Genomic DNA, 17,567 nt, shown 5'->3' on the forward strand with positions numbered 1-17,567 from the left:
AAACTTCCGGAACCGGTGAACCGCACGGGATCCGGCAGCCGTGTCCTCGTCGAGTCGCCCGGACGAACCGGGTGGCAAGGACAACGGGGAGTGTTCTCATGTTCCGCAAGCAGGCGATGTTCCTGGCCGCTTTCGTCGCGGCGGGGGCCGCGGTGCTGTCCGCGTGTGGGGCGGGCAGTGACGGCGCGACGGCGACGGCGACGGCGCCGGCGGGGGCCGACAACCTGCGGGCCGCCGCGGCGGCGCCGGCTGCCGAGCTGACCGCGACCAGCGCGATCCTGTTCGACGACGCCGCGTTCTCCGACAACGGCGCCTCCCAGGGCATCTCCGGCAAGGGCTGCCAGACGCTGGCCCGGCCCAAGGTCACCTCGTCGCTGACCACGACCGGCACGCTGAAGCTGTGGAGCGGCGCGAACTGCACCGGCAAGTCGGTCGCGGTCACCGGCAACGTGAGCAACCTCGCGAAGCTCGGCTTCGACAACAAGACCGTGTCGGTGAAACTGGCCGGCGACGACAACGGCGGAAACAACAACGGGGACAACAGCAACGGCGGGAACAACGGCGGCGACAACGCCAACCTCACCTCCACCTTCGCCCTCCTCGACAGCGGCAAGAACTTCTCCGAGCCCGACGGCTCCCAGGTCGCCAGCGACAAGGGCTGCAACGAGGTCCGCAACCCCGCCCTCGTCCGCTCCATCGACGCCGACGGCACGTACAAGATCTGGACCGGCGCGAACTGCACCGGCAAGTCGATGCTGATCACGGGCGACGCGCCCGACCTGGAGAAGATCGGCTTCGACCGCCAGGTCGCCTCGATCCGCCTCGCCGGCTGACGCGGCCGGCACCCCAGCACGAACGAAAACGCCGAAGGGATCCCGGAACCCCCGGGGTCCCTTCGGCTTTTCCGGGAAACGTCAGGAAAGCGCCGCGTCGTACTGCGCGCGCGAGAAGCGGAACGGCCCCAGCCCGGCGTACCGCTCGCGGGACACCGCGGGGTCGTAGTCGGTCTGCCGGCCGAAGTCGCGCCACACGACCTCGCCGGCGGTCCGCTCGAGGACCACCGTCACGGCGCCGCAGCCGAGAGCACCGCCTTCGGGGCAGACGAACAGCGGCACGCGGCCGTCGGGCAGCGCGTCGACGCCGAGCTCGGCGGGCGCGACGGCGATGACGTCGACGCCGAGCGAACGCAGCGACTCGCCGAGCCCGGTGCCGTCGATCTCGAAGTCGAGGTACTCACGGCGCGTCCGGATGCCTGCGCCGGGGAATGCCTCACCCGGGCGTACCGAGGGGACCAGACGGAGCACGTTCACCCGCCGAGGTAACCACCCAGTGGCACGCCGAGCCGCCGAGTTCGCGCGTTCGTCCAGCGTTCACATCGCGATCATCCGCGGGAGGGCGCCTGTTCGGCCCGAGTCGGAACTGTCGGGTGGCCCTGTTCCCCGACCCCAGGACGGATTCCGTGACCGATTCACGCGTTCGCCGGTGGCACCGCAGCCTCCGTCGTCCCCTCGTCGCCGTCGCCGGACCGGTGCTGGTCCTCGGCGTGCTCACCGCGCCCGCGGCCAGTGCGGCGCCCGCCGACGATGTCCGGATCAACGAGGTGGTGACGACCGGCGACGTCAACGACTCGATCGAGCTCTACAACAAGGGCACCGCGACCGTCGACATCTCGGGCTGGATCCTCAAGGACGACGACAACGGCTCGAAGTACAAGATCGCCTCGGGCACCACGCTGGCGCCGGGCGCCTTCCGCGCGTTCGACGTGCACGACGAGTTCGGCCTCGGCTCCGAGGACGAGGCGCGCCTGTACCTCGCCAACGGCAGCACGCTCGTCGACAGCTTCGGCTGGGACGACCACTCCGACCCGTCGTGGTCGCGCTGCCCCGACGGCACGGGCTCGTTCCGCCAGGCGTCCGCGCTGACGCTGGGCGGGCCGAACGCGTGCGGCGGCTCGGGCCAGGGCACGTCGCCGGTCGCGTGGCCGGGCAGCGGTTCGGTGTCCACGGCCGACGCGTCGAACGTCTTCGGCGAGGATCTTTCCGGTCTGTACCAAGAGGGCAGCGTGCTCTGGGCGGCCCAGAACTCCGGGAAGCTGTGGCGCCTGGTGGCCAACGGCTCCGGCGGGTGGAAGCCGGACACCGCGTCCGGCTGGTCCTCGGGCAAGAAGCTGCACTTCCCCAACGGTTCCGGGACACCCGACGACGAGGGCGTCACGGTCACCGGCTCCGGCACCTCGGCCGGCGTCTTCGTGGCCACCGAGCGCGACGACGACAAGTCCGGCACCAGCCGCCTTTCCGTGCTGCGCTACGACGTCAGCGGCTCGGCGACCACGCTGAACGCGGCGAAGGAGTGGAACCTGACGTCGGACCTGCCGTCCGTCGACTCCAACTCGGGCTTCGAGGGCGTCACCTGGGTGCCGGACGCGTCGCTCACCGCGGCGGGCTTCAAGGACTCCTCCACGGGCGCGGCCTACTCCCCCGGCCGCTACGGCTCCCACACGGGCGGCGTGTTCTTCGTCGGCGTCGAGGGCACCGGCATGATCTACGGCTACGTCCTGCAGGACTCCGGCGCGTTCACCCGCGTGGCCTCCTTCAGCAGCGGCATGGACGGCGTGATGGAGCTCCAGTGGGAGCCGGAGGCCTCCCGCCTGTGGGCCGTCTGCGACGACACGTGCGACGGGCAGCACCGCACCTTCCAGGTGTCGTCGGGCTCCTTCACGACGGCCGCCGCGTACCAGCGGCCGAGCGGGATGTCGAACTACAACAACGAGGGCTTCTCCGTCGCCCCCGCGAGCGAGTGCTCGGGCGGCTCGAAGCCGGTCTACTGGTCCGACGACAGCAACGACGGCGGCCACGCGTTGCGCAAGGGCAGCATCAGCTGCTGAGCTGATCGTTGTCCGTGGTCCCGGCCGTGGGTGGACCGGGACCACAGTCGATTCAAGCCGGCTTCCGGGCCGCGAGCCGTTCCACCGTCCCGAGTTTGAGCCGTTCCGCCCGCGTGATCTCGAAGCCCGCGGCGGTGACCAGCGACAGGGGACGGCGGGTCTGGTGGTCGCCGATCTGGCGGAGGGTGAAACGCTCCAGGAGACGCTGGGCCCAGCGCAGCGGGCGGTGGTGGCTGCCGATGTGGTCGAGCAGCAGCAGCGCGCCACCGGGGCGCAGGACGCGGTGCATCTCGGCGATGGCCGCGCGGTCGTCGGGGAAGCCGCACAGGCCGAGGGTGCAGACGACGGTGTCGAAGCTCGCGTCGGGGAACGGAAGTGCTTCGGCGTCTCCCTCGCGCAGCGTCACGGTTCGACCGAGGTCGGCGGCGCGGCGTTTCGCAAGCTTCAGCATGGCGGGGCTGAGGTCCAGACCGGTCACGCGGGCGTCGGGCGGGTAGCGGCCCAGGTTGAGCCCCGTGCCGACGGCCACTTCCAGCACCTCGCCGTGGGCCTGCGCGCACACCCATTCACGGCCGCCGCCGAACTGGACGCGCTCGAGGAAGCCGATGCTGCGGTCGTACCGCGGGGCGTATTTGTCCCAATTGGGCCCGGAGCCAGGCGGGATCGGTCATCGGCTCAGGTCCGCGACGGGCAGGCCCATGGCGGCGCAGGTCCGCTCGTCTCCGGGGAACACTCCGACGGCTCCGGCTTGGACTTCGATCGCCTGGGAGGTGAGGACACACGCGACCAAGGGCGGCACGGTGGGGCTGTGCCATTCGTAGTAGTCGTCTCTCCAGGCCGTGGCGCAGTAGTCCTTGATCCTGACAGCGATGTCGCCACGGCCGTTGGGACTGTTGCCGTTGATCCCGGCCGCGACGTGCTGGCTCGGCGCGGTGCTGGTGATGTCCGCGGTGTGGTAGCAGTAGGCGATCTCGCGGTCGTTGGGCTTGGCGTAGGTGATCTGCCCGGACGAGGCCGGGGACACCTGCGGGTGCTGCAGCACCGCGACCGCACCCAACGCGGCCCCGGCGACGACCGCGGCCGTGCCGGCCAGCGCCAGCCGGGCCCGGCGCCGCACCGAGCGCGCGCCCTGGGCCGCGATCGCCTCGAAGTCCAGCCCCAGCGGGGGTTCGTCGGAGCCGAAGGCGCGGTCGAGCAGGTCCCGGGTCATGAGCTGGCTCCTTCCGTCAGCAGCGTCCGCAGCGTGGCGAGGGCGCGGGCCGACTGGGATTTGACGGTGCCCTCGGTGACGCGCAACGTCTTCGCGGTGTCGGCCACCGACAGGTCGCAGTAGAACCGCAGCACCAGCACCGCCCGCTGCCGGGGCCCGAGCGTGTCCAGCGCCGCGCGGACGTCGGCGCTGTCCTCGGGCACCACGTCCGGGCGCGGCCGCTCGGGCGGCGCCGTCAGCACCTCCGCGCGCCGGTGCGGCCGGCGCGCGGCGTCGATCGCCAGGCGCGCCATGACGCGGCGGGCGTAGGCGTCGATGCCCGCCGGGTCGAGGCGGTGCCAGCGTTTGTACAGCCGCAGCAACGTCACTTGCACGATGTCCTCGGCCAACGCCCAGTCCCCGCACAGCAGGAACGACACCCGGCGCCACCGCGGCGCCCGGTCCCGCGCCACGTCGGTGAAACTCGCCCGATCCGCCACGCCACCCCTCTCGTCGCCGTCCCATACGAGCCCGGTGACCCCGGAGGTTGCACGGTCGGGGTCAGTAACGCCGGCAGATGTCCTCGGACGGGGTGAGGCACCAGCCGTCGGGGGTGGGGGCGCGGTCGCAGGGGGTGTCGCCGAGGCACCAGCCGTCGGCGGTCACCGTGCACGGGCCCGGCCCCAGGCACCAGCCCGGCAGCACAACCGCCGACGCGGTGGCCGGCGCGGCGAGGGTCACCAGGGCGAACGAGCTGGCCAGCACACCGGCGGTCAGCAATCTGCGCATACCGCCGACTCTGCCCGATTCGGGCACCCGACACCAGCAGCGACGATGGTTCATCGGGCTGTCAGGACGATCACGACCCGGTCGGGCCACTTGCCTTCGCCGACGAACACCTTCAGATCCTGCGCCCGGGAGAACACCTCGACGCGCAGATCGGCGCTGTCGTCGAAGTCGTGCACCGTCACCGCGGCCGAAGGTGTCTCGAGAACGCCTTCGAGCTTCAGCGCCAGCCCCTCGGTGAACTCCGGCGGAGCCTCGTCGTGGAAGACGTCGACGCGAACAGGGCCGTCGACCGAAGCGCGCACCAAGACGTAGAGGGAGTCGGCGTCCAGATGCAACCGCTCGGTGTCGGGGTCCCAGGATTCGTGGGGGCCTGGCGTCTCGACGTCTTCCACGACGAGGATGCCGTGGTCGAAGAACGCGGTCAGCGCGCCGCCGTAGTCCGAATCCGCGAGCCCGGCACCCGGAAACGCCGCAGATCCCATCCCACTCCCTCTATGTCTGATTCGTCCCGAAGCAGGCTACCCGGCCGCGGCGGACGACAGCGCCGAAGTGGCCCGCGTTTGGGATACTCCCCTCTGCCCCACGAAGGGAGACGGCTGGTGGTGACGCGGGAGCACGACATCACGGCGCGGCGGTGGCTGCAGCCGGAAGCCGGGACCGGGACGGGCAGTGACCAGGCGTTCTTCCGGAGGCGGCGCGACCTCGTGGCCGTCGCGGAGCGGGCCGTGCGCACGTTGCGGGGGCAGGGGGTGCAGTTCCTCGACGTCGCGGACAACGTGGTGCGCCGGGTGACCGTGGACGTCACCGACGGCGACGAGCGGCTGGCGCGACTGGACGTGGTCGACACCACCGCGCCGTTCGGGCTGACCGTGCGCGAACTGCAGGTGGCCACGGGCGTCGCGGGTGGGCTGGGCAATCAGGACATCGCCAAGGCGCTCCAGTGCTCCCGGCGGACGGTGGCGACGCACCTCGAGCACATCTTCACCAAGGCCGGCACGAACTCCCGCGTCACCGTCGCGACGCTGCTGGCCGAGCACGACGCGTACGCGGCGCCCTTGCCCGCCGTCGAACTGGTGCTGCCGGCGACGTTGCTCACCCTCCTGCAGGCGAAGCCCACAGCCAAACCCCGCACCACCAAACCCCGCCCCGCGCTCATCGGCGCGGTCTACGCGGCGGCCGCCGGAGCCGAGGTCGTGGCGATGCGCCGCGGTGACAAGCTGGCCGTCACCGAGCTCAACGCGCGGGGCGGTGTCGCGGGGCGGCAGGTGGAGCACGTCGCGCTCGGGGCGACGCCGGAAGGCCTGATGGACGCCGTCGAGGAGCTGACGGCGCGCGGCGTGGACGCCGTCGTGTTCGGCAACTTTCCGCTGAGCCACGCGCGCAAGGCCATCGCGACCGCCGCCGCGGCCGGGGCGCCCGTGCTGCACAGCATGACCGGGCCCGCGCTGTCCGACGACGTGCACGCCGACCCGCGCGGCCTCGGCGCCGTGTTCCAGGTCTGCTCCACCGAATCCGCTTACGTGCCAGGGCTCCTGCGCACGCTCCCCCACCTCGACCACGGGCGCCGCCGCCGGCTGGCCGTGCTGCCGCGCGAAAGCACGTTCGACGCGTCGATCCCGGAGCAGATCGAGCGCCACGCCGCCGCGGCGGGCTGGGAGCTGGTGTTCGCCGAGCCGGTGCCCGACCACACCCGGGACTTCACGAACGTCGTGCGGCAACTGGAACGCGCGAAAGCCGATGCCGTCTCGCTGTCGAGCTTCCCTGAGCCGACGCTGCGCGCGTTCCTCACCGCCGCCGAACCGCTGCGGGACCGCACGCTCGTGCACGTCGCCTGGTCGCCCGCCGCACCCGGCTTCACGGACCGGTTCCGCTCGCTGTCCGACGGGCTGCTGTGGTCGACGGTCATCGGCAACGTCGACAGCCCGGCCTGCCACGCGTTCGAACAGCGCTACCGCGCGGCCTACGGCGGCGAGCCCGGCCTGGGTGCCGCCGCGGTGCACTTCGACATGGTCAACGTGCTCGCCCAGGTGTGGAGCCAGGTCAGCAGGCCGTGGGACTTCGCCGCGGTACGGCGGCAGCTGCGCTCGGTCGCGTCGTTCGGCGTCACCGGCGCGCACCAGTTCCTCGGCCGCGGCCAGCGCGGCCTCAGCTACCCCGACGACACCGGCGACCCGACCCGCGGCCACCCGCACCTCGTCTACCGCATCGAGGGCGGCACCCACCGCCGCCTGGCCCCGGCGCCGCTCAGCTGAGCCACGACGGCGCGGTCACCGACCCGATGCCGTCCCCGCCGTCCACCGGCACCGACCGCCCGTTGACCCACGACGCGTCCTCGCTCAGCAGCCACGCGACGACGGCGGCGATCTCGTCGGGACGACCCAGCCGCCCGCTCACGCTGGCCGCCTCGACGCCCTCCACGTACGAGCGCGGCACGGGGTTCACCTGCGAACCGACGTCGATGAACCCCGGCGCGACGGCGTTGCAGCGGATGCCGTCACGCCCGTGTTCCAGCGCGAACGCCCGCACCAGCGCGTCCAAAGCGGCCTTCGACGCGGCGTACACCGCGGTGCCCGGCCGTGCCCGCGTCGCCGCGCCGCTACTGACGAACACCATCGCCCCGGGCCGGCCCCCGGCCACGCACCCCCGGACGAACTGCGCGCCCGCCGCGAACGCCGAGCGCGCGTTCACGGTCAGGACCCGGTCGAACAGCTCCTCGTCGCCGTCCGACACCTTCGCCGCCGGGTAGAGCCCCGCCGCGTGCACGAGCGCGTCGAAGCCCCCGTGCGACTCCTGCAGCCGCGCCACCGCCGGAGCCACCTCCGGTCGCGCGAGATCCAGCTCCGGCAGGTCCGCACCGACGACCGTCCACCCGTCCGCGGTCAGCCGCGCGCCGACCGCCCGCCCGAGACCGCCGCGAGAACCCAGCAGCAGCACCGATTTCGGCACGCGTCACCGTCCTTCGAGGACCGGCCGGAACCGCCGCGCGACGTCCACGCAGCGCTCGAACCCCACGCCCAGCTCCCGGCAGCCGGCGACGAACCGCTCCAGCGCCGCCATCCGCGCACCGCGACCGACGACCTGCGGGTGCAGCGTCACCGTCGTCACGCCGCCGGGCACGGTCTCGGCCATGTAGCGCACGTCGCGCAGGAACCGCTCGAACATCGCGCCGGCGTCCTGCAGCCCCGGCATCACGCCCTGGGGCAGGCGCAGGTACTCCAGGTGCGGGTAGTCGTCGAGCGTCCACGACACCGGGAGCTCGACGATCGAAGACCCGGCGCCGAACCGATAGGGCCCGTCGGGATCGCAGACGTCCCCCGAACGCGCGAAGTACGGTTCGAAATCCGTGCCCATCAAGGAAGAGTCGTACTCCACGCCGAGCTCGCCGAGGATCTCGATCGTGTTGTCGGTGAAGTCCCAGCTCGGTGTCCGGTGCCCGGCGGGCGGCGCGCCCGTGAGCTTCTCGATCAACGCCGCCGAACGCCGGTTCACCGCCAGCTCGGCCTCGCGATCCAAAGTGGACACAGGTTCGTGGGCGTAGCCGTGCAACGCGATCTCGTGCCCGGCCGCGGCGATCGCCTCGCACTGTGCCGGGTACGTCTCCAAAGTGTGCCCGGGAATGAAGAACGTCGACGGCACCGCATGGCGCTCCAGCAGGTCGAGGATACGGCCGATCGCGTACGCCCCGAACTCCCCGCGCGACACGGGCCCGGGCGTCACCTGACCGCGCGCGATCCACAGGGAGATGGCGTCGAAGTCGAACGTCAAGCAGACAGTCGGGCTCATGCGACGGCGGCCTCCTCGGGCTCGAACTCGGTGCGGACAGGCAGGTCGGCGGGATCGCCGTCGAAGAGCCGGTCGAGGTCCCAGCGGGTGTAGGCGTGCCGGCTCGGCGGGCCCGGCGCGATCCACAGCACCCGATCCGTCAGGTCCATGACCAGCGAGTACACCGTGCAGAACTTCTCCGCCGCGGGGACGTCCGGGTCGGGGTGGCGGCAGATGCCGTCCGGGAACGACCACTCGTCGCGCAGCGTCGCCACGACGTCGCCCACCCGCACGCGCCGCTCGTCCAGCGCGGGTTCCAGCAGGTGCCGGGCCCGGGCCGGCCGCAGCTGCGTGAGCGCGCTCGTGGCGGCTTTCTTGTCCCGCAACGGAAGGTCCGCCTGGAAGTGGTTGGAGTGCGTGATCAGGCCCTGCTCCGGCAGCAGCGTGCCGAACACGCCGGGCGCGAGCTCGAAGTCGATGGACTCACCGCCCGCGTCGGCGAGCAGCACGTTGCCCGAGGAGATGCGCTCGACGGGCAGCAACCGCTTGTGCGCCACGGACATCGTCGGCGACTGCAGCACGCCGCGCAACAGGTAGTGGTACGGCACGCCGCGCCCGCCGTGGTCGAGGTCGGAGATCAGCAGGTTCGCGCACACGCCCAGGCCCGCCGAGTTGAGGCCGCTCTTGGCGAACATGCCCGCCTCGGTCAGCGACAGCACGGAGAACCCGGACTCGTCGCGGGTGGCCAGCAGGAACGTCACCTCGGCCTGCTCCGGGTGCCAGTCCCAGTTCTGCGCGAGCAGCGTGTGGCCGTCGGCGGTGTAACGCGGAAGCACGGACACCGACGTGCAGCCTTCGTCGCGGTAGCCGGTGCCGTAGAGCATTTCGGTGCGCGCGTTGAGGGCGGCCAGGCGGTGCGCGGGGTGGCCGGAGCCGTCGGCCATGCCGTGGAGCATCGTGGCGATCTCGGGGACGTAGGACTCGGCGACGTCGAGATAGATCCGGCCCCAGCGGTCGATGTCGGCGTCCGAGAGGCCGGCGTCGTCGTGGAAGCGGCCGACGTAGGTGGCGAGGCTGCGGTCGATGAGCTCGGCGGTCTGCGCGCCGAGCTGCTCACCCATCTGGCGGTAGCTGCCCTGCACGACGATCAGGCGCGGAGTGGTCATGGCGGTGCTCATTTCAGCTCGGTCCGGTAGGTCTCGGGCATCCGGCAGACCGCCACGAAGGTGATGATCGCCGCCGCGGTGGGCAGGGCGGCCACCACCAGGGCGTTGCCGGTGGCGTCGATCAGCGCGGTCGCGATGAAGCCGGCGGTGCCGCCGAAGGCCATGACGGAGAAGTTGTAGCCGATGCCCAATGCGGAGTAGCGGACGTTGGTGGGGAACAGCTCCGCCAGCGCCGCGGGCCCGGGGCCGGAGAACGCGGCGAGGACGAGCGCGATGAGGATCTGGCCGAGGTAGGCGCCGGCCGTGCTGCCGGTCTGGAACAACCACATCACCGGGAACGTCAGCACGATGAAGCCGCCGGACCCGATGAGCAGCAACGGTTTGCGCCCGATCCGGTCGGACAGCACACCGGAGAAGTAGATCGCGACGGTCAGCACCACGAGCGCGACGAGGTTCGACGCTTCGACGGTGCCGGAGTCGAGCTTCACCTGCGTTTTCAGGTGCGTCGGCAGGTAGGTGAGGAAGAAGAAGTACGCGACGGTCCAGCTCACGGTGAAGAAGAACCCCAGCGCCATGGCGGATTTCTGCGTGCGCAGGGCCAGGCGCAGCGGGCTCGCGCTGACCTCCCCCGCGGCCTTTTCCGCGCGGTAGAGCGGTGTGTCTTCGAGCCCGAAGCGCAGCACGAGCGCCACGACGGCCGTCAGCGCGCCGACGAGGAACGGGATGCGCCACCCGAAGTCCTTCATGCTCTGCTCGGTCCAGAACAGCGAGTTGAGCGCGACGACCCCGGCGGCCACGAGGAAGCCGGCGGCGGTGCTGACCTGGTTGAGGCTGCCGTAGCGGCCGCGGGCCTTCGGCGGGGCGTACTCGACGAGCATCGTCGCCGATCCCGCCCACTCTCCCGCCACCGCGAAGCCCTGGAACAGCCGCAGGACCACGAGCAGGATCGGGGCGGCGAGGCCGATCGTCGAGTACCCGGGCAGGAGGCCGACCAGCACCGTCGCGGCGCCCATGAGGACCACGCTCAGGATCAGCGCGGGGCGCCGGCCGACCTTGTCGCCGATGTGGCCGAACACCACCGTGCCCACCGGGCGGGCCAGGAAGCCGACCGCGAACACGGCGAACGTCGAGAGCAGCGCCGAGAACGAGTCGCCGGTGAAGAACTGCGCGGACAGGTAGACGGCCGAGTACGCGTAGACGAGGTTGTCGTACTGCTCCAGGAGATTGCCGATGCTGCTGGAGACGACGGCTCTCAGCTGGAGTCTCGGGGCGTCCGCCCCGGTGGCGGCGTGCGCGGGGTGCACGGTCATGGTTCCTCCTCGGGAAGGGTGTCAGGACGCCGCCAGGTACCCGCCGTCGACGGGCACCAGCGCGCCCGTGACGAACGAGGACTCCGGGCCGGCGAGGAAGGCGAGCACGTCGGCGAGCTCGCCGATCTCACCCGCACGCGCCATCGGGGCACCGTCGACGCGGGCGCGCAACGCGTCGGGCGGCAGGTGTTCGAGCAGTGCCGTGCGGAACACCCCGGGCAGCACCGCGTTCACGCGGATCCCCCGCGGCGCGAGCTCCACGGCGGCGACCTTGGTCAGCTGGTGCACCGCCGCCTTGCTCATCTGGTAGGCCACGGACGACGGGATGGTCCCCTCGCCCCCGGGCGGCGTGGTGACGCCGTAGACGGAGCCCACGTTCACGACCGCGCCCCGGGTGGCGGCGAGGTCGTCGGCGAAGGTCTTGATGCCGCGCCACGGGCCGAACGCGTTCACGGCCAGCACGCGGGCGAAGTCGTCGTCGGAGGTGGAGAGCAGGTCCTCGCGCGCGCTGACGCCCGCGTTGTTCACCAGCAGCCCGACCGTCCCGAAGTGTTCGTGCACGTGGTCGCGCAGCCGCTCCCACGACGCCGGGTCGGTCACGTCGAGGTGCACCCGGTCCTTGTCGGCGCCGTCGAACCGCACGTCAGCACGGACGACGGTCGCCCCCGCGCGGGCCAGGCGGTCCGCGAAGCCGGCCCCGAGCCCTCCGGCCGCACCGGTCACCACCGCCACCGTGTCCATGAACTTCTCCTCCCGATCGACGACGGTGCCGGGGAAGGTAGGCGGGCGGGCCCGGCTCGGCATCGGTCGTTCGACCGATGCCGAGCCACAGGGGTTGACCCGGCTGCGAAAATCGCAGCGACCGCTGGGGGCCGGGATGTGGGATCTGCTGCACGCGTGGCGCGAATGGTTCGCCGGCCACGACACGGCGCAGCTGCGCGTCTTCGGCATCACCGTGCTCTGGTGGGGGCGGATCGGAAAGACGCTGGAGTTCGCCGGCGGGTTGACGGTGGTCATCGACCTGCTGGGCCGGCAGCGGATGGAGACCTTCCACGCTTCGTTGCGCCACCGGCGCCGGCGGCTGGCGCGGTGGGTGCCCTCCTGGGTGCGGGCCCTTCTGCGCCGCCCGGTCCCGGCCGGCGCGGCCCCGGAACCGGCCCGCCCGGAAGCACACGAGAAGGGGCTGCGGGTCGCGTGGTCCGCCGGCACCGCCGCGATGGCGTTTCTGCTCTACGCCGCCGTGCACTACGTGTACGCACCACCGAGTGACCCCATGCCGTGGCCCGTGGCGCTGATGTTCATCGCCCTCGCGGCCCCCACCATCGGCGGCCTCGTGCTGGGTGGCGGCGGGTACCTGGTGGGCCTGCTGCTGGTCGAGGGTTTCGTGGTGACCACGCTCGGGCAGCTCAAGACCCGTGAGGGTCTCGAATCGCGGCTGAAATGGATCGGCCTGGTCATCTTCGTCTTCGGGTTCTCGATGGACCTGCTCTCGTCGTAGGGTCGGGCCATGGCGATGCTGCGGTTCGACGACAAAGGCGCGAAGCGCACCGAGCGGCTGTACGCGAGCCCCGACGTCGTGGCGCAGCGGGACGCGGTGCTGGCGCGGCTGGCGCCGCGGCCGGGTGAGCGGGTGCTGGACGTCGGGTCGGGACCGGGGTACCTGCTGGAGTCCCTCGCCCGGGCCGTCGGCGCGTCGGGCGCCGCGCACGGGCTGGACCCCAGTGGCGCGATGAACGAGCTCGCCGTCGCGCGCACACGCGAGCTAACCTGGGTGAGCGTCGACGAGGGCGACGCAGGCACCCTGCCTTACGCCGAAGGTTCCTTCGACGCGGCTGTGTCCACCCAGGTCTACGAATACGTGCCCGACGTGCCCGGCGCGTTGGCGGAGCTGCGCCGAGTGCTTCGTCCCGGCGGGCGCGTGCTGATCCTCGACACCGACGCCGATTCGCTCGTCTGGCACACCGCCGACCGCGCCCGGCACCGCCGGATCCTCGACGCCTGGGACGAGCACCTCGCGCACCCCCGGCTGCCCCGCATCCTGCCGGCGCTGCTGCGGCGCGCGGGCTTCCGCGTGACCGGGCACCACGTGCACCCGATCCTGAACCCGCGGCTGACGCCCGATTCGTTCAGCGCGACGCAGATGCACATCATCGCCGAGTTCGTGCCCGGCCATGGCGGCGTCACCGAAGCCGACGCCGAGGCGTGGCTCGCCGACCTGCGAGAGCGCGCCGAGGAAGGCGAGTACTTCTACTGCCTCAACCGGTACCTCTTCACCGCCGAAGCGGAGTGACCGGCGCGTTTCCGGCGGTGGCCGCGAGCCGGGTGGTCACGCGCCGAAGACCAGGGCCACCGTCCACACCAGAGCGATGACGACGAGTCCGGCGACCACGAGAAGCCCGACGCCGACGAACACCCATGCCACGACCACGACGACGCTCAGGTGCAGCGCCCCGGTCGCGCCCAGCACCGCCAGCACCGCCGTGCCCAACGCGGCGACGACGGTGAGCGCGATGGGCACCACCGGCACCGGGTCCAGCGGCACGATCGAGACCAGCTCCGCCGGAACCCGCGCGGTGCGCTCCAGCGCGATCATCCCCGCCAGCACCGCACCGGCCACCAGCGCCGCGGCGAGCAGCAGGAGGAACGCCCCCGTCCCGGCGGGCGGGCCGTCCGACGGGTCGGAGACGATCTCGATCGAGCCCCACAGGGCCGCGACCATGCCCGCCAGCCCCACGAAGCCCACGAACAGGCTGCTCGTCTCCAGCCCCCGGGAACCCCACCGGCAGGCCGCCACGTAGCAGACCGTGCTCACCACGAACCCGAGCGCGGTGGCGGCGCTGCCCGCGGCCAGCAGCCACCAGGAGACGCTGCCGGGCGCTCCGACGGTCGCGGCCTGTGCCACCGCCGGAATCCGCCCCATTTTCCCAAATTGCCGCCCCGCGCGGGGCCCGGCCAGCCGGTTTCGGGCGCGGCTCAGCTCGCGACCTCCCGCTGCCACCGCGTGATCCAGGCGGAGAGGTTCTCGGAGATCGCTTCGCTGTCGAGCTGGATCAGCGACGAGATCTGCTGCTGGCCGTAAGGCACGTAGTTCGCGCCGAGGAACGACGTGCGCGCGGAGTTCGTGCGCACGCACCAAGCGTTCTACGACGCGATCGAGCGCGGCGTCGCTCTCGCGCCACAGTCTCGCGGCCGTGTACGGGCAGAGCCTCTCGGCCGAGGACCGGCGCCGGCTGGAACTGCTCGACGCGTCGGTCCGCTCGGAGTGGGCCACCCCCGCACAAGCCCCAGTCGACGCCTCAGCCGGAGAGGAGACCCGCATGCGCAAGCACCACCTGGCCGTGATCGGCGGCGACGGCATCGGCCCGGACGTGACCGCCGCCGCCCTCACCGCCTGCACGCGGCGGCCGGGAAGTTCGGGTTCGCCGTGGAGACCACGGAGTTCGACCTCGGCGCCGGGCACTACCTGCGCACCGGAGTGGTCCTCGACGAGGCGGGCGTGGAGAAGCTGCGCGAACACGAGGCGATCCTGCTCGGCGCGGTCGGCGACCCGCGCGTGACGGCGGAGAACTGCGACCTCGTGGTGCTGCGCGAGAACACCGAAGGCCTCTACGCCGGTGGTGGTTCGACCACCCACGCCGGCACCCCGCACGCCGTGGCGTTGCAGAACTCGGTGACCACCGTGGCGGCCACGACGGAGATCGTCGAGTTCGCGTTCCGCCTGGCCGAGCGGCGCCGGCGCGTGACGTTGTGCCACAAGACGAACAGCCTCGTGCACGCCGGGCAGCTGTGGCAGGACGTCGTCGACGAGGTCGCCACGCGCCACCCCGGCGTCGAGCACGACTACGTGCACGCCGACGCGATGTGCCTGCACCTGCCGACGAACCCGGGCCGCTTCGACGTGGTGGTGACCGACAACCTCTTCGGCGACATCCTCAGCGACCTCGGCGCCACCGTCCAAGGTGGACTCGGCGTGGCCGCGAGCGCCAACCACAACCCGCCCGGCAGCGCGCCGAGCATGTTCGAGCCCGTGCACGGCTCGGCGCCCGACACCGCCGGCCGCGGCTGGGCGAACCCGGCCGCCGCCGTGCTGTCGGCCGCGCTCTGCCTGGCCACCCTCGGCGAGCGCGACGCCGCACTCGCACTCGAAGCCGCGGCGGCGTCCGTGCTCGCCGAACTCCCCGCCCTGGCGGGCCCCGACATGGGTGCCACGACGGACGAACTCGGCCACCGGATCGCCGACCGCGTCGCCACGGCGGACCCGGCCGCGATCGGCGACCCGGCGCGATCGTTGATCAGCGCGCTCGCCTGAGGCTAATCCGGTTGCCCGCGAGGATCTGGTCGATGCGGGCGAGCCTCTCAGGACTGTTGCCGGTTTGCGACACCATTCGAGCGCCGCGTCGACGAAGCCCTCGTTCGGCACGACCTTGTTGACCCGGCCGACGCGCGCCTACCCCTGCCGAGTCAGACAAAAACCAACCATCTTAGCCAATTTTCAGTTCACGACTTTCGTAGCTAACCCGCGCCCGGCGCGGTCTGGTCTGCTCGGGGACGAGATCCTGCAGGTCCCCGAAGGGAGATGGCGAATGAGGGCAGACGTGAGGCGCGTGGTGGCCGCGCTGGCCGGGGTGGTGGCGGCGGGCGTGGTGGCCGCGGCGGGGGCGCCCGCGGCGTCCGCCGGGCAGGAGCCGCTGATCGTGGGCGGGACGCCCACCACGATCGACGAGTTCCCCGCCACGGTGATCTTCAACGTGGACGGCGCGCAGCACTGCGCGGGCAGCCTGGTGGCACCGAACAAGGTGCTCACGGCGGCGCATTGCACCGACGGCGTGAAACCCGCCCAGATGGAGATCATCGGCGGGCAGACCAACTTCTCCGACACCACGGGTGAGAAGGCGGGCGTCACGGACGTCTGGCAGAACCCCGACTTCACCATGTCCGGCATGCAGCACGACAACTCCGTGCTGACGCTGGACAGGGACCTCTCCTTCAAGCCCGCCACGCTGGTGCAGTCGGCCGACGACCCGGCCTACCGGACGGGCGCCGACGTCACCGTGGTCGGCTGGGGCACCACGTCGGAGAACGGCGACGTGTCGGACGGGCTGCTGAAGGTCACCGTGCCGGTGGCGGACAACAACACCTGCGCCGAGGCGTACGAGAAGATCGGGGACAACTTCGACAAGGCGTCGATGTTCTGCGCGGGCGTGCCGGAAGGCGGCAAGGACTCGTGCCAGGGCGACTCCGGCGGCCCGGCCTACGTCGACGGCAAGCTGGCCGGCATCGTGTCCTGGGGCCAGGGCTGCGCGCGCGAAGGGTTCCCCGGCGTGTACACCAACGTGGGCAACGACTACCAGGTCATCAGCTCCCACCTCGGCTGACCACCGCCCCGCCGGCGGGCTGCGCACCAGCCCGCCGGCGCGGTAGCGTGTCCCACCATCCGACGCGGCGGCCGGGTGGAGGGGGCGCGATGGAGGGCATGACCGTCCGGCTGGACACCCGCGACGCCGACCTGGCCCGCGCCCAGGTGGCCGGTTCCTACTGCCCCCACGACCTCAGCCCGCGCGGCCCGGCGTTCCACGCCCGCCACGCCGAGGCGTGCGGCGACGAGCTCGGCGTCTTCTCCCTCTCCTACGGCGGCGGTCCCGTGCAGGTCGATCCCGTGCCGTTCGGTGACTTCGTGCAGTTCTCCCGTCCGCTCGCCGGCGAGCTCATCGTCGGCAACGACACCCGCGTCACCACCGGACAGACCGTCGCGCTCAACGCGCGGTCCGCCCACGCCCTCACCTTCGGCCCCGGCTGCCGGCTCCTCACCGTGAAGCTCCCCGGCAAGCTGCTCGCCCGCGCGGCGGCCGCGTCGGGCCGGGCCGCCGGCATCCGCACCGGCCCGGCGGTCGACCCCGGGCCGTGGGACGCGGTCACCCGGTTCGTCGTCCGCGAGGTCCTTCCCCACGGCCTGCTGAAAGCGCCGTTCGGCACGTCGGTGGCGCAGCTCGTGGCCATCGCGGCGCTCGATTCGTTCGGCGGCCCCGCGCCCACCCGCCGGCAGAGCAATGCCACCGACGTCGTGCGCCGGGCCTGCGAGTACATCGACGCCCACGCCGGCGCCGACGTCGGCCTGCTCGACATCGCCGCCGCGTCCGACGTCGCCCCGCGCACCCTGCAGGACCACTTCCGCGAGCAGCTCGGCACATCCCCGACGGCCCGGCTGCGGCAGGTCCGCCTCGAACGCGTGCACGCGGAACTGCTGGCCGGCGCCGGAAAGTCCGTCGCCGAAGTCGCGACGCGCTGGGGCTTCGGCCACCTCGGGCGCTTCGCCGCCGACTACCGCCGGACGTTCGGCACCGCTCCGTCCGAGGACCTGCACCGGGCCTGAGCCCGCGCGTTCCGGCCAGGCCGCGGATTCCGGACAGCCCCGGCCCGGCGCGCGGGCTACCTTCCCCGCCACCGCACCCGCCGGCGAAGGGAAGACA

21 protein-coding genes are annotated in these 17,567 nt (G+C 72.1%); 8 read left to right on the forward strand and 13 right to left on the reverse strand.

What is annotated here, in order from left to right; all coding sequences use genetic code 11:
• Positions 1–98 precede the first annotated feature (98 nt).
• Positions 99–833 carry a hypothetical protein gene (locus AB0K15_RS04385; protein WP_364045467.1) on the forward strand — a complete coding sequence of 245 codons (735 nt, stop codon included), beginning with the start codon at positions 99–101 and terminating at the stop codon, positions 831–833.
• A gap of 81 nt (positions 834–914) precedes the next feature.
• On the opposite strand, the gene AB0K15_RS04390 is transcribed toward AB0K15_RS04385, so the two are convergent.
• Positions 915–1,310, reverse strand: coding sequence for a hypothetical protein (locus AB0K15_RS04390; RefSeq protein ID WP_364045469.1), 396 nt, complete (start codon positions 1,308–1,310; stop codon positions 915–917).
• A 149-nt stretch (positions 1,311–1,459) separates the two neighbouring features.
• Between AB0K15_RS04390 and AB0K15_RS04395 the strand changes: the two genes are divergently transcribed.
• Positions 1,460–2,884, forward strand: coding sequence for a lamin tail domain-containing protein (locus AB0K15_RS04395; RefSeq protein ID WP_364045471.1), 1,425 nt, complete (start codon positions 1,460–1,462; stop codon positions 2,882–2,884).
• Positions 2,885–2,936: 52 nt separating this feature from the next.
• Here the strand turns inward: AB0K15_RS04395 and AB0K15_RS04400 are convergent, their stop codons facing one another.
• The 5 genes from AB0K15_RS04400 to AB0K15_RS04420 all read right to left on the reverse strand — a co-directional run bounded on the left by AB0K15_RS04400 (position 2,937) and on the right by AB0K15_RS04420 (position 5,344).
• Positions 2,937–3,413, reverse strand: coding sequence for a class I SAM-dependent methyltransferase (locus AB0K15_RS04400; protein ID WP_364045473.1), 477 nt, complete (start codon positions 3,411–3,413; stop codon positions 2,937–2,939).
• Positions 3,414–3,551: 138 nt separating this feature from the next.
• Positions 3,552–4,094, reverse strand: coding sequence for a hypothetical protein (locus tag AB0K15_RS04405; protein WP_364045475.1), 543 nt, complete (start codon positions 4,092–4,094; stop codon positions 3,552–3,554).
• Positions 4,091–4,573 (reverse strand): sigma-70 family RNA polymerase sigma factor, encoded by a 483-nt coding sequence (locus AB0K15_RS04410; RefSeq protein ID WP_364045477.1) that lies wholly within the window; start codon positions 4,571–4,573, stop codon positions 4,091–4,093. The genes AB0K15_RS04405 and AB0K15_RS04410 overlap by 4 nt, the downstream gene beginning before the upstream one ends.
• Before the next feature lie 61 nt (positions 4,574–4,634).
• Entirely contained in the window at positions 4,635–4,862 is a 228-nt protein-coding gene (locus AB0K15_RS04415; protein WP_364045479.1) for a hypothetical protein, read from the reverse strand.
• A 50-nt stretch (positions 4,863–4,912) separates the two neighbouring features.
• Positions 4,913–5,344, reverse strand: coding sequence for a hypothetical protein (locus AB0K15_RS04420; protein ID WP_364045481.1), 432 nt, complete (start codon positions 5,342–5,344; stop codon positions 4,913–4,915).
• Between the two features lie 117 nt (positions 5,345–5,461).
• Between AB0K15_RS04420 and AB0K15_RS04425 the strand changes: the two genes are divergently transcribed.
• Positions 5,462–7,114: an ABC transporter substrate-binding protein gene (locus AB0K15_RS04425; RefSeq protein WP_364045483.1), complete on the forward strand. Its 1,653-nt coding sequence runs from the start codon at positions 5,462–5,464 to the stop codon at positions 7,112–7,114.
• Here AB0K15_RS04425 and AB0K15_RS04430 read toward each other — a convergent pair.
• The 5 genes from AB0K15_RS04430 to AB0K15_RS04450 are packed head-to-tail and all read right to left on the reverse strand — an operon-like array spanning position 7,107 to position 11,841.
• A complete protein-coding gene (locus AB0K15_RS04430) occupies positions 7,107–7,808 on the reverse strand; it encodes an SDR family oxidoreductase (RefSeq protein WP_364045485.1) in 702 nt (233 codons plus the stop codon). The two genes, AB0K15_RS04425 and AB0K15_RS04430, sit on opposite strands and share 8 nt — an antisense overlap.
• Before the next feature lie 3 nt (positions 7,809–7,811).
• Positions 7,812–8,645 carry a polysaccharide deacetylase gene (locus tag AB0K15_RS04435; protein ID WP_364045486.1) on the reverse strand — a complete coding sequence of 278 codons (834 nt, stop codon included), beginning with the start codon at positions 8,643–8,645 and terminating at the stop codon, positions 7,812–7,814.
• Positions 8,642–9,790, reverse strand: coding sequence for a C45 family peptidase (locus tag AB0K15_RS04440; protein WP_364045488.1), 1,149 nt, complete (start codon positions 9,788–9,790; stop codon positions 8,642–8,644). The genes AB0K15_RS04435 and AB0K15_RS04440 overlap by 4 nt, the downstream gene beginning before the upstream one ends.
• Before the next feature lie 8 nt (positions 9,791–9,798).
• Positions 9,799–11,100, reverse strand: a complete 1,302-nt coding sequence (locus AB0K15_RS04445) for an MFS transporter (RefSeq protein WP_364045490.1) — start codon at positions 11,098–11,100, stop codon at positions 9,799–9,801.
• A gap of 21 nt (positions 11,101–11,121) precedes the next feature.
• Entirely contained in the window at positions 11,122–11,841 is a 720-nt protein-coding gene (locus tag AB0K15_RS04450; protein WP_364045491.1) for an SDR family oxidoreductase, read from the reverse strand.
• Positions 11,842–11,977: 136 nt separating this feature from the next.
• Here AB0K15_RS04450 and AB0K15_RS04455 point away from each other — a divergent pair, with 136 nt between their 5' ends.
• Both AB0K15_RS04455 and AB0K15_RS04460 read left to right on the forward strand, forming a co-directional pair.
• Positions 11,978–12,598 (forward strand): hypothetical protein, encoded by a 621-nt coding sequence (locus tag AB0K15_RS04455; RefSeq protein WP_364045493.1) that lies wholly within the window; start codon positions 11,978–11,980, stop codon positions 12,596–12,598.
• 9 nt (positions 12,599–12,607) lie between these two features.
• Positions 12,608–13,390 carry a methyltransferase domain-containing protein gene (locus AB0K15_RS04460; protein ID WP_364045495.1) on the forward strand — a complete coding sequence of 261 codons (783 nt, stop codon included), beginning with the start codon at positions 12,608–12,610 and terminating at the stop codon, positions 13,388–13,390.
• 36 nt (positions 13,391–13,426) lie between these two features.
• Here the strand turns inward: AB0K15_RS04460 and AB0K15_RS04465 are convergent, their stop codons facing one another.
• Together AB0K15_RS04465 and AB0K15_RS04470 are read right to left on the reverse strand one after the other, a co-directional pair.
• Positions 13,427–14,020 (reverse strand): hypothetical protein, encoded by a 594-nt coding sequence (locus tag AB0K15_RS04465; protein ID WP_364045497.1) that lies wholly within the window; start codon positions 14,018–14,020, stop codon positions 13,427–13,429.
• Between the two features lie 53 nt (positions 14,021–14,073).
• On the reverse strand, positions 14,074–14,229 hold the full coding sequence (locus tag AB0K15_RS04470; RefSeq protein WP_364045498.1) for a hypothetical protein: 156 nt from the start codon (positions 14,227–14,229) through the stop codon (positions 14,074–14,076).
• Positions 14,230–14,524: 295 nt separating this feature from the next.
• Here AB0K15_RS04470 and AB0K15_RS04475 point away from each other — a divergent pair, with 295 nt between their 5' ends.
• The 3 genes from AB0K15_RS04475 (at position 14,525) to AB0K15_RS04485 (ending at position 17,470) form a co-directional block, all read left to right on the forward strand.
• Complete coding sequence (locus tag AB0K15_RS04475; RefSeq protein WP_364045499.1) at positions 14,525–15,409, forward strand: isocitrate/isopropylmalate family dehydrogenase; 885 nt, start codon at positions 14,525–14,527, stop codon at positions 15,407–15,409.
• 274 nt (positions 15,410–15,683) lie between these two features.
• Complete coding sequence (locus AB0K15_RS04480) at positions 15,684–16,475, forward strand: serine protease (protein ID WP_364045500.1); 792 nt, start codon at positions 15,684–15,686, stop codon at positions 16,473–16,475.
• 98 nt (positions 16,476–16,573) lie between these two features.
• A complete protein-coding gene (locus tag AB0K15_RS04485; RefSeq protein WP_364045502.1) occupies positions 16,574–17,470 on the forward strand; it encodes a helix-turn-helix transcriptional regulator in 897 nt (298 codons plus the stop codon).
• The last annotated feature ends 97 nt before the right edge of the window (positions 17,471–17,567 follow it).

Source organism: Amycolatopsis sp. NPDC049253, from assembly GCF_040678995.1.
Lineage (GTDB): Bacteria > Actinomycetota > Actinomycetes > Mycobacteriales > Pseudonocardiaceae > Amycolatopsis.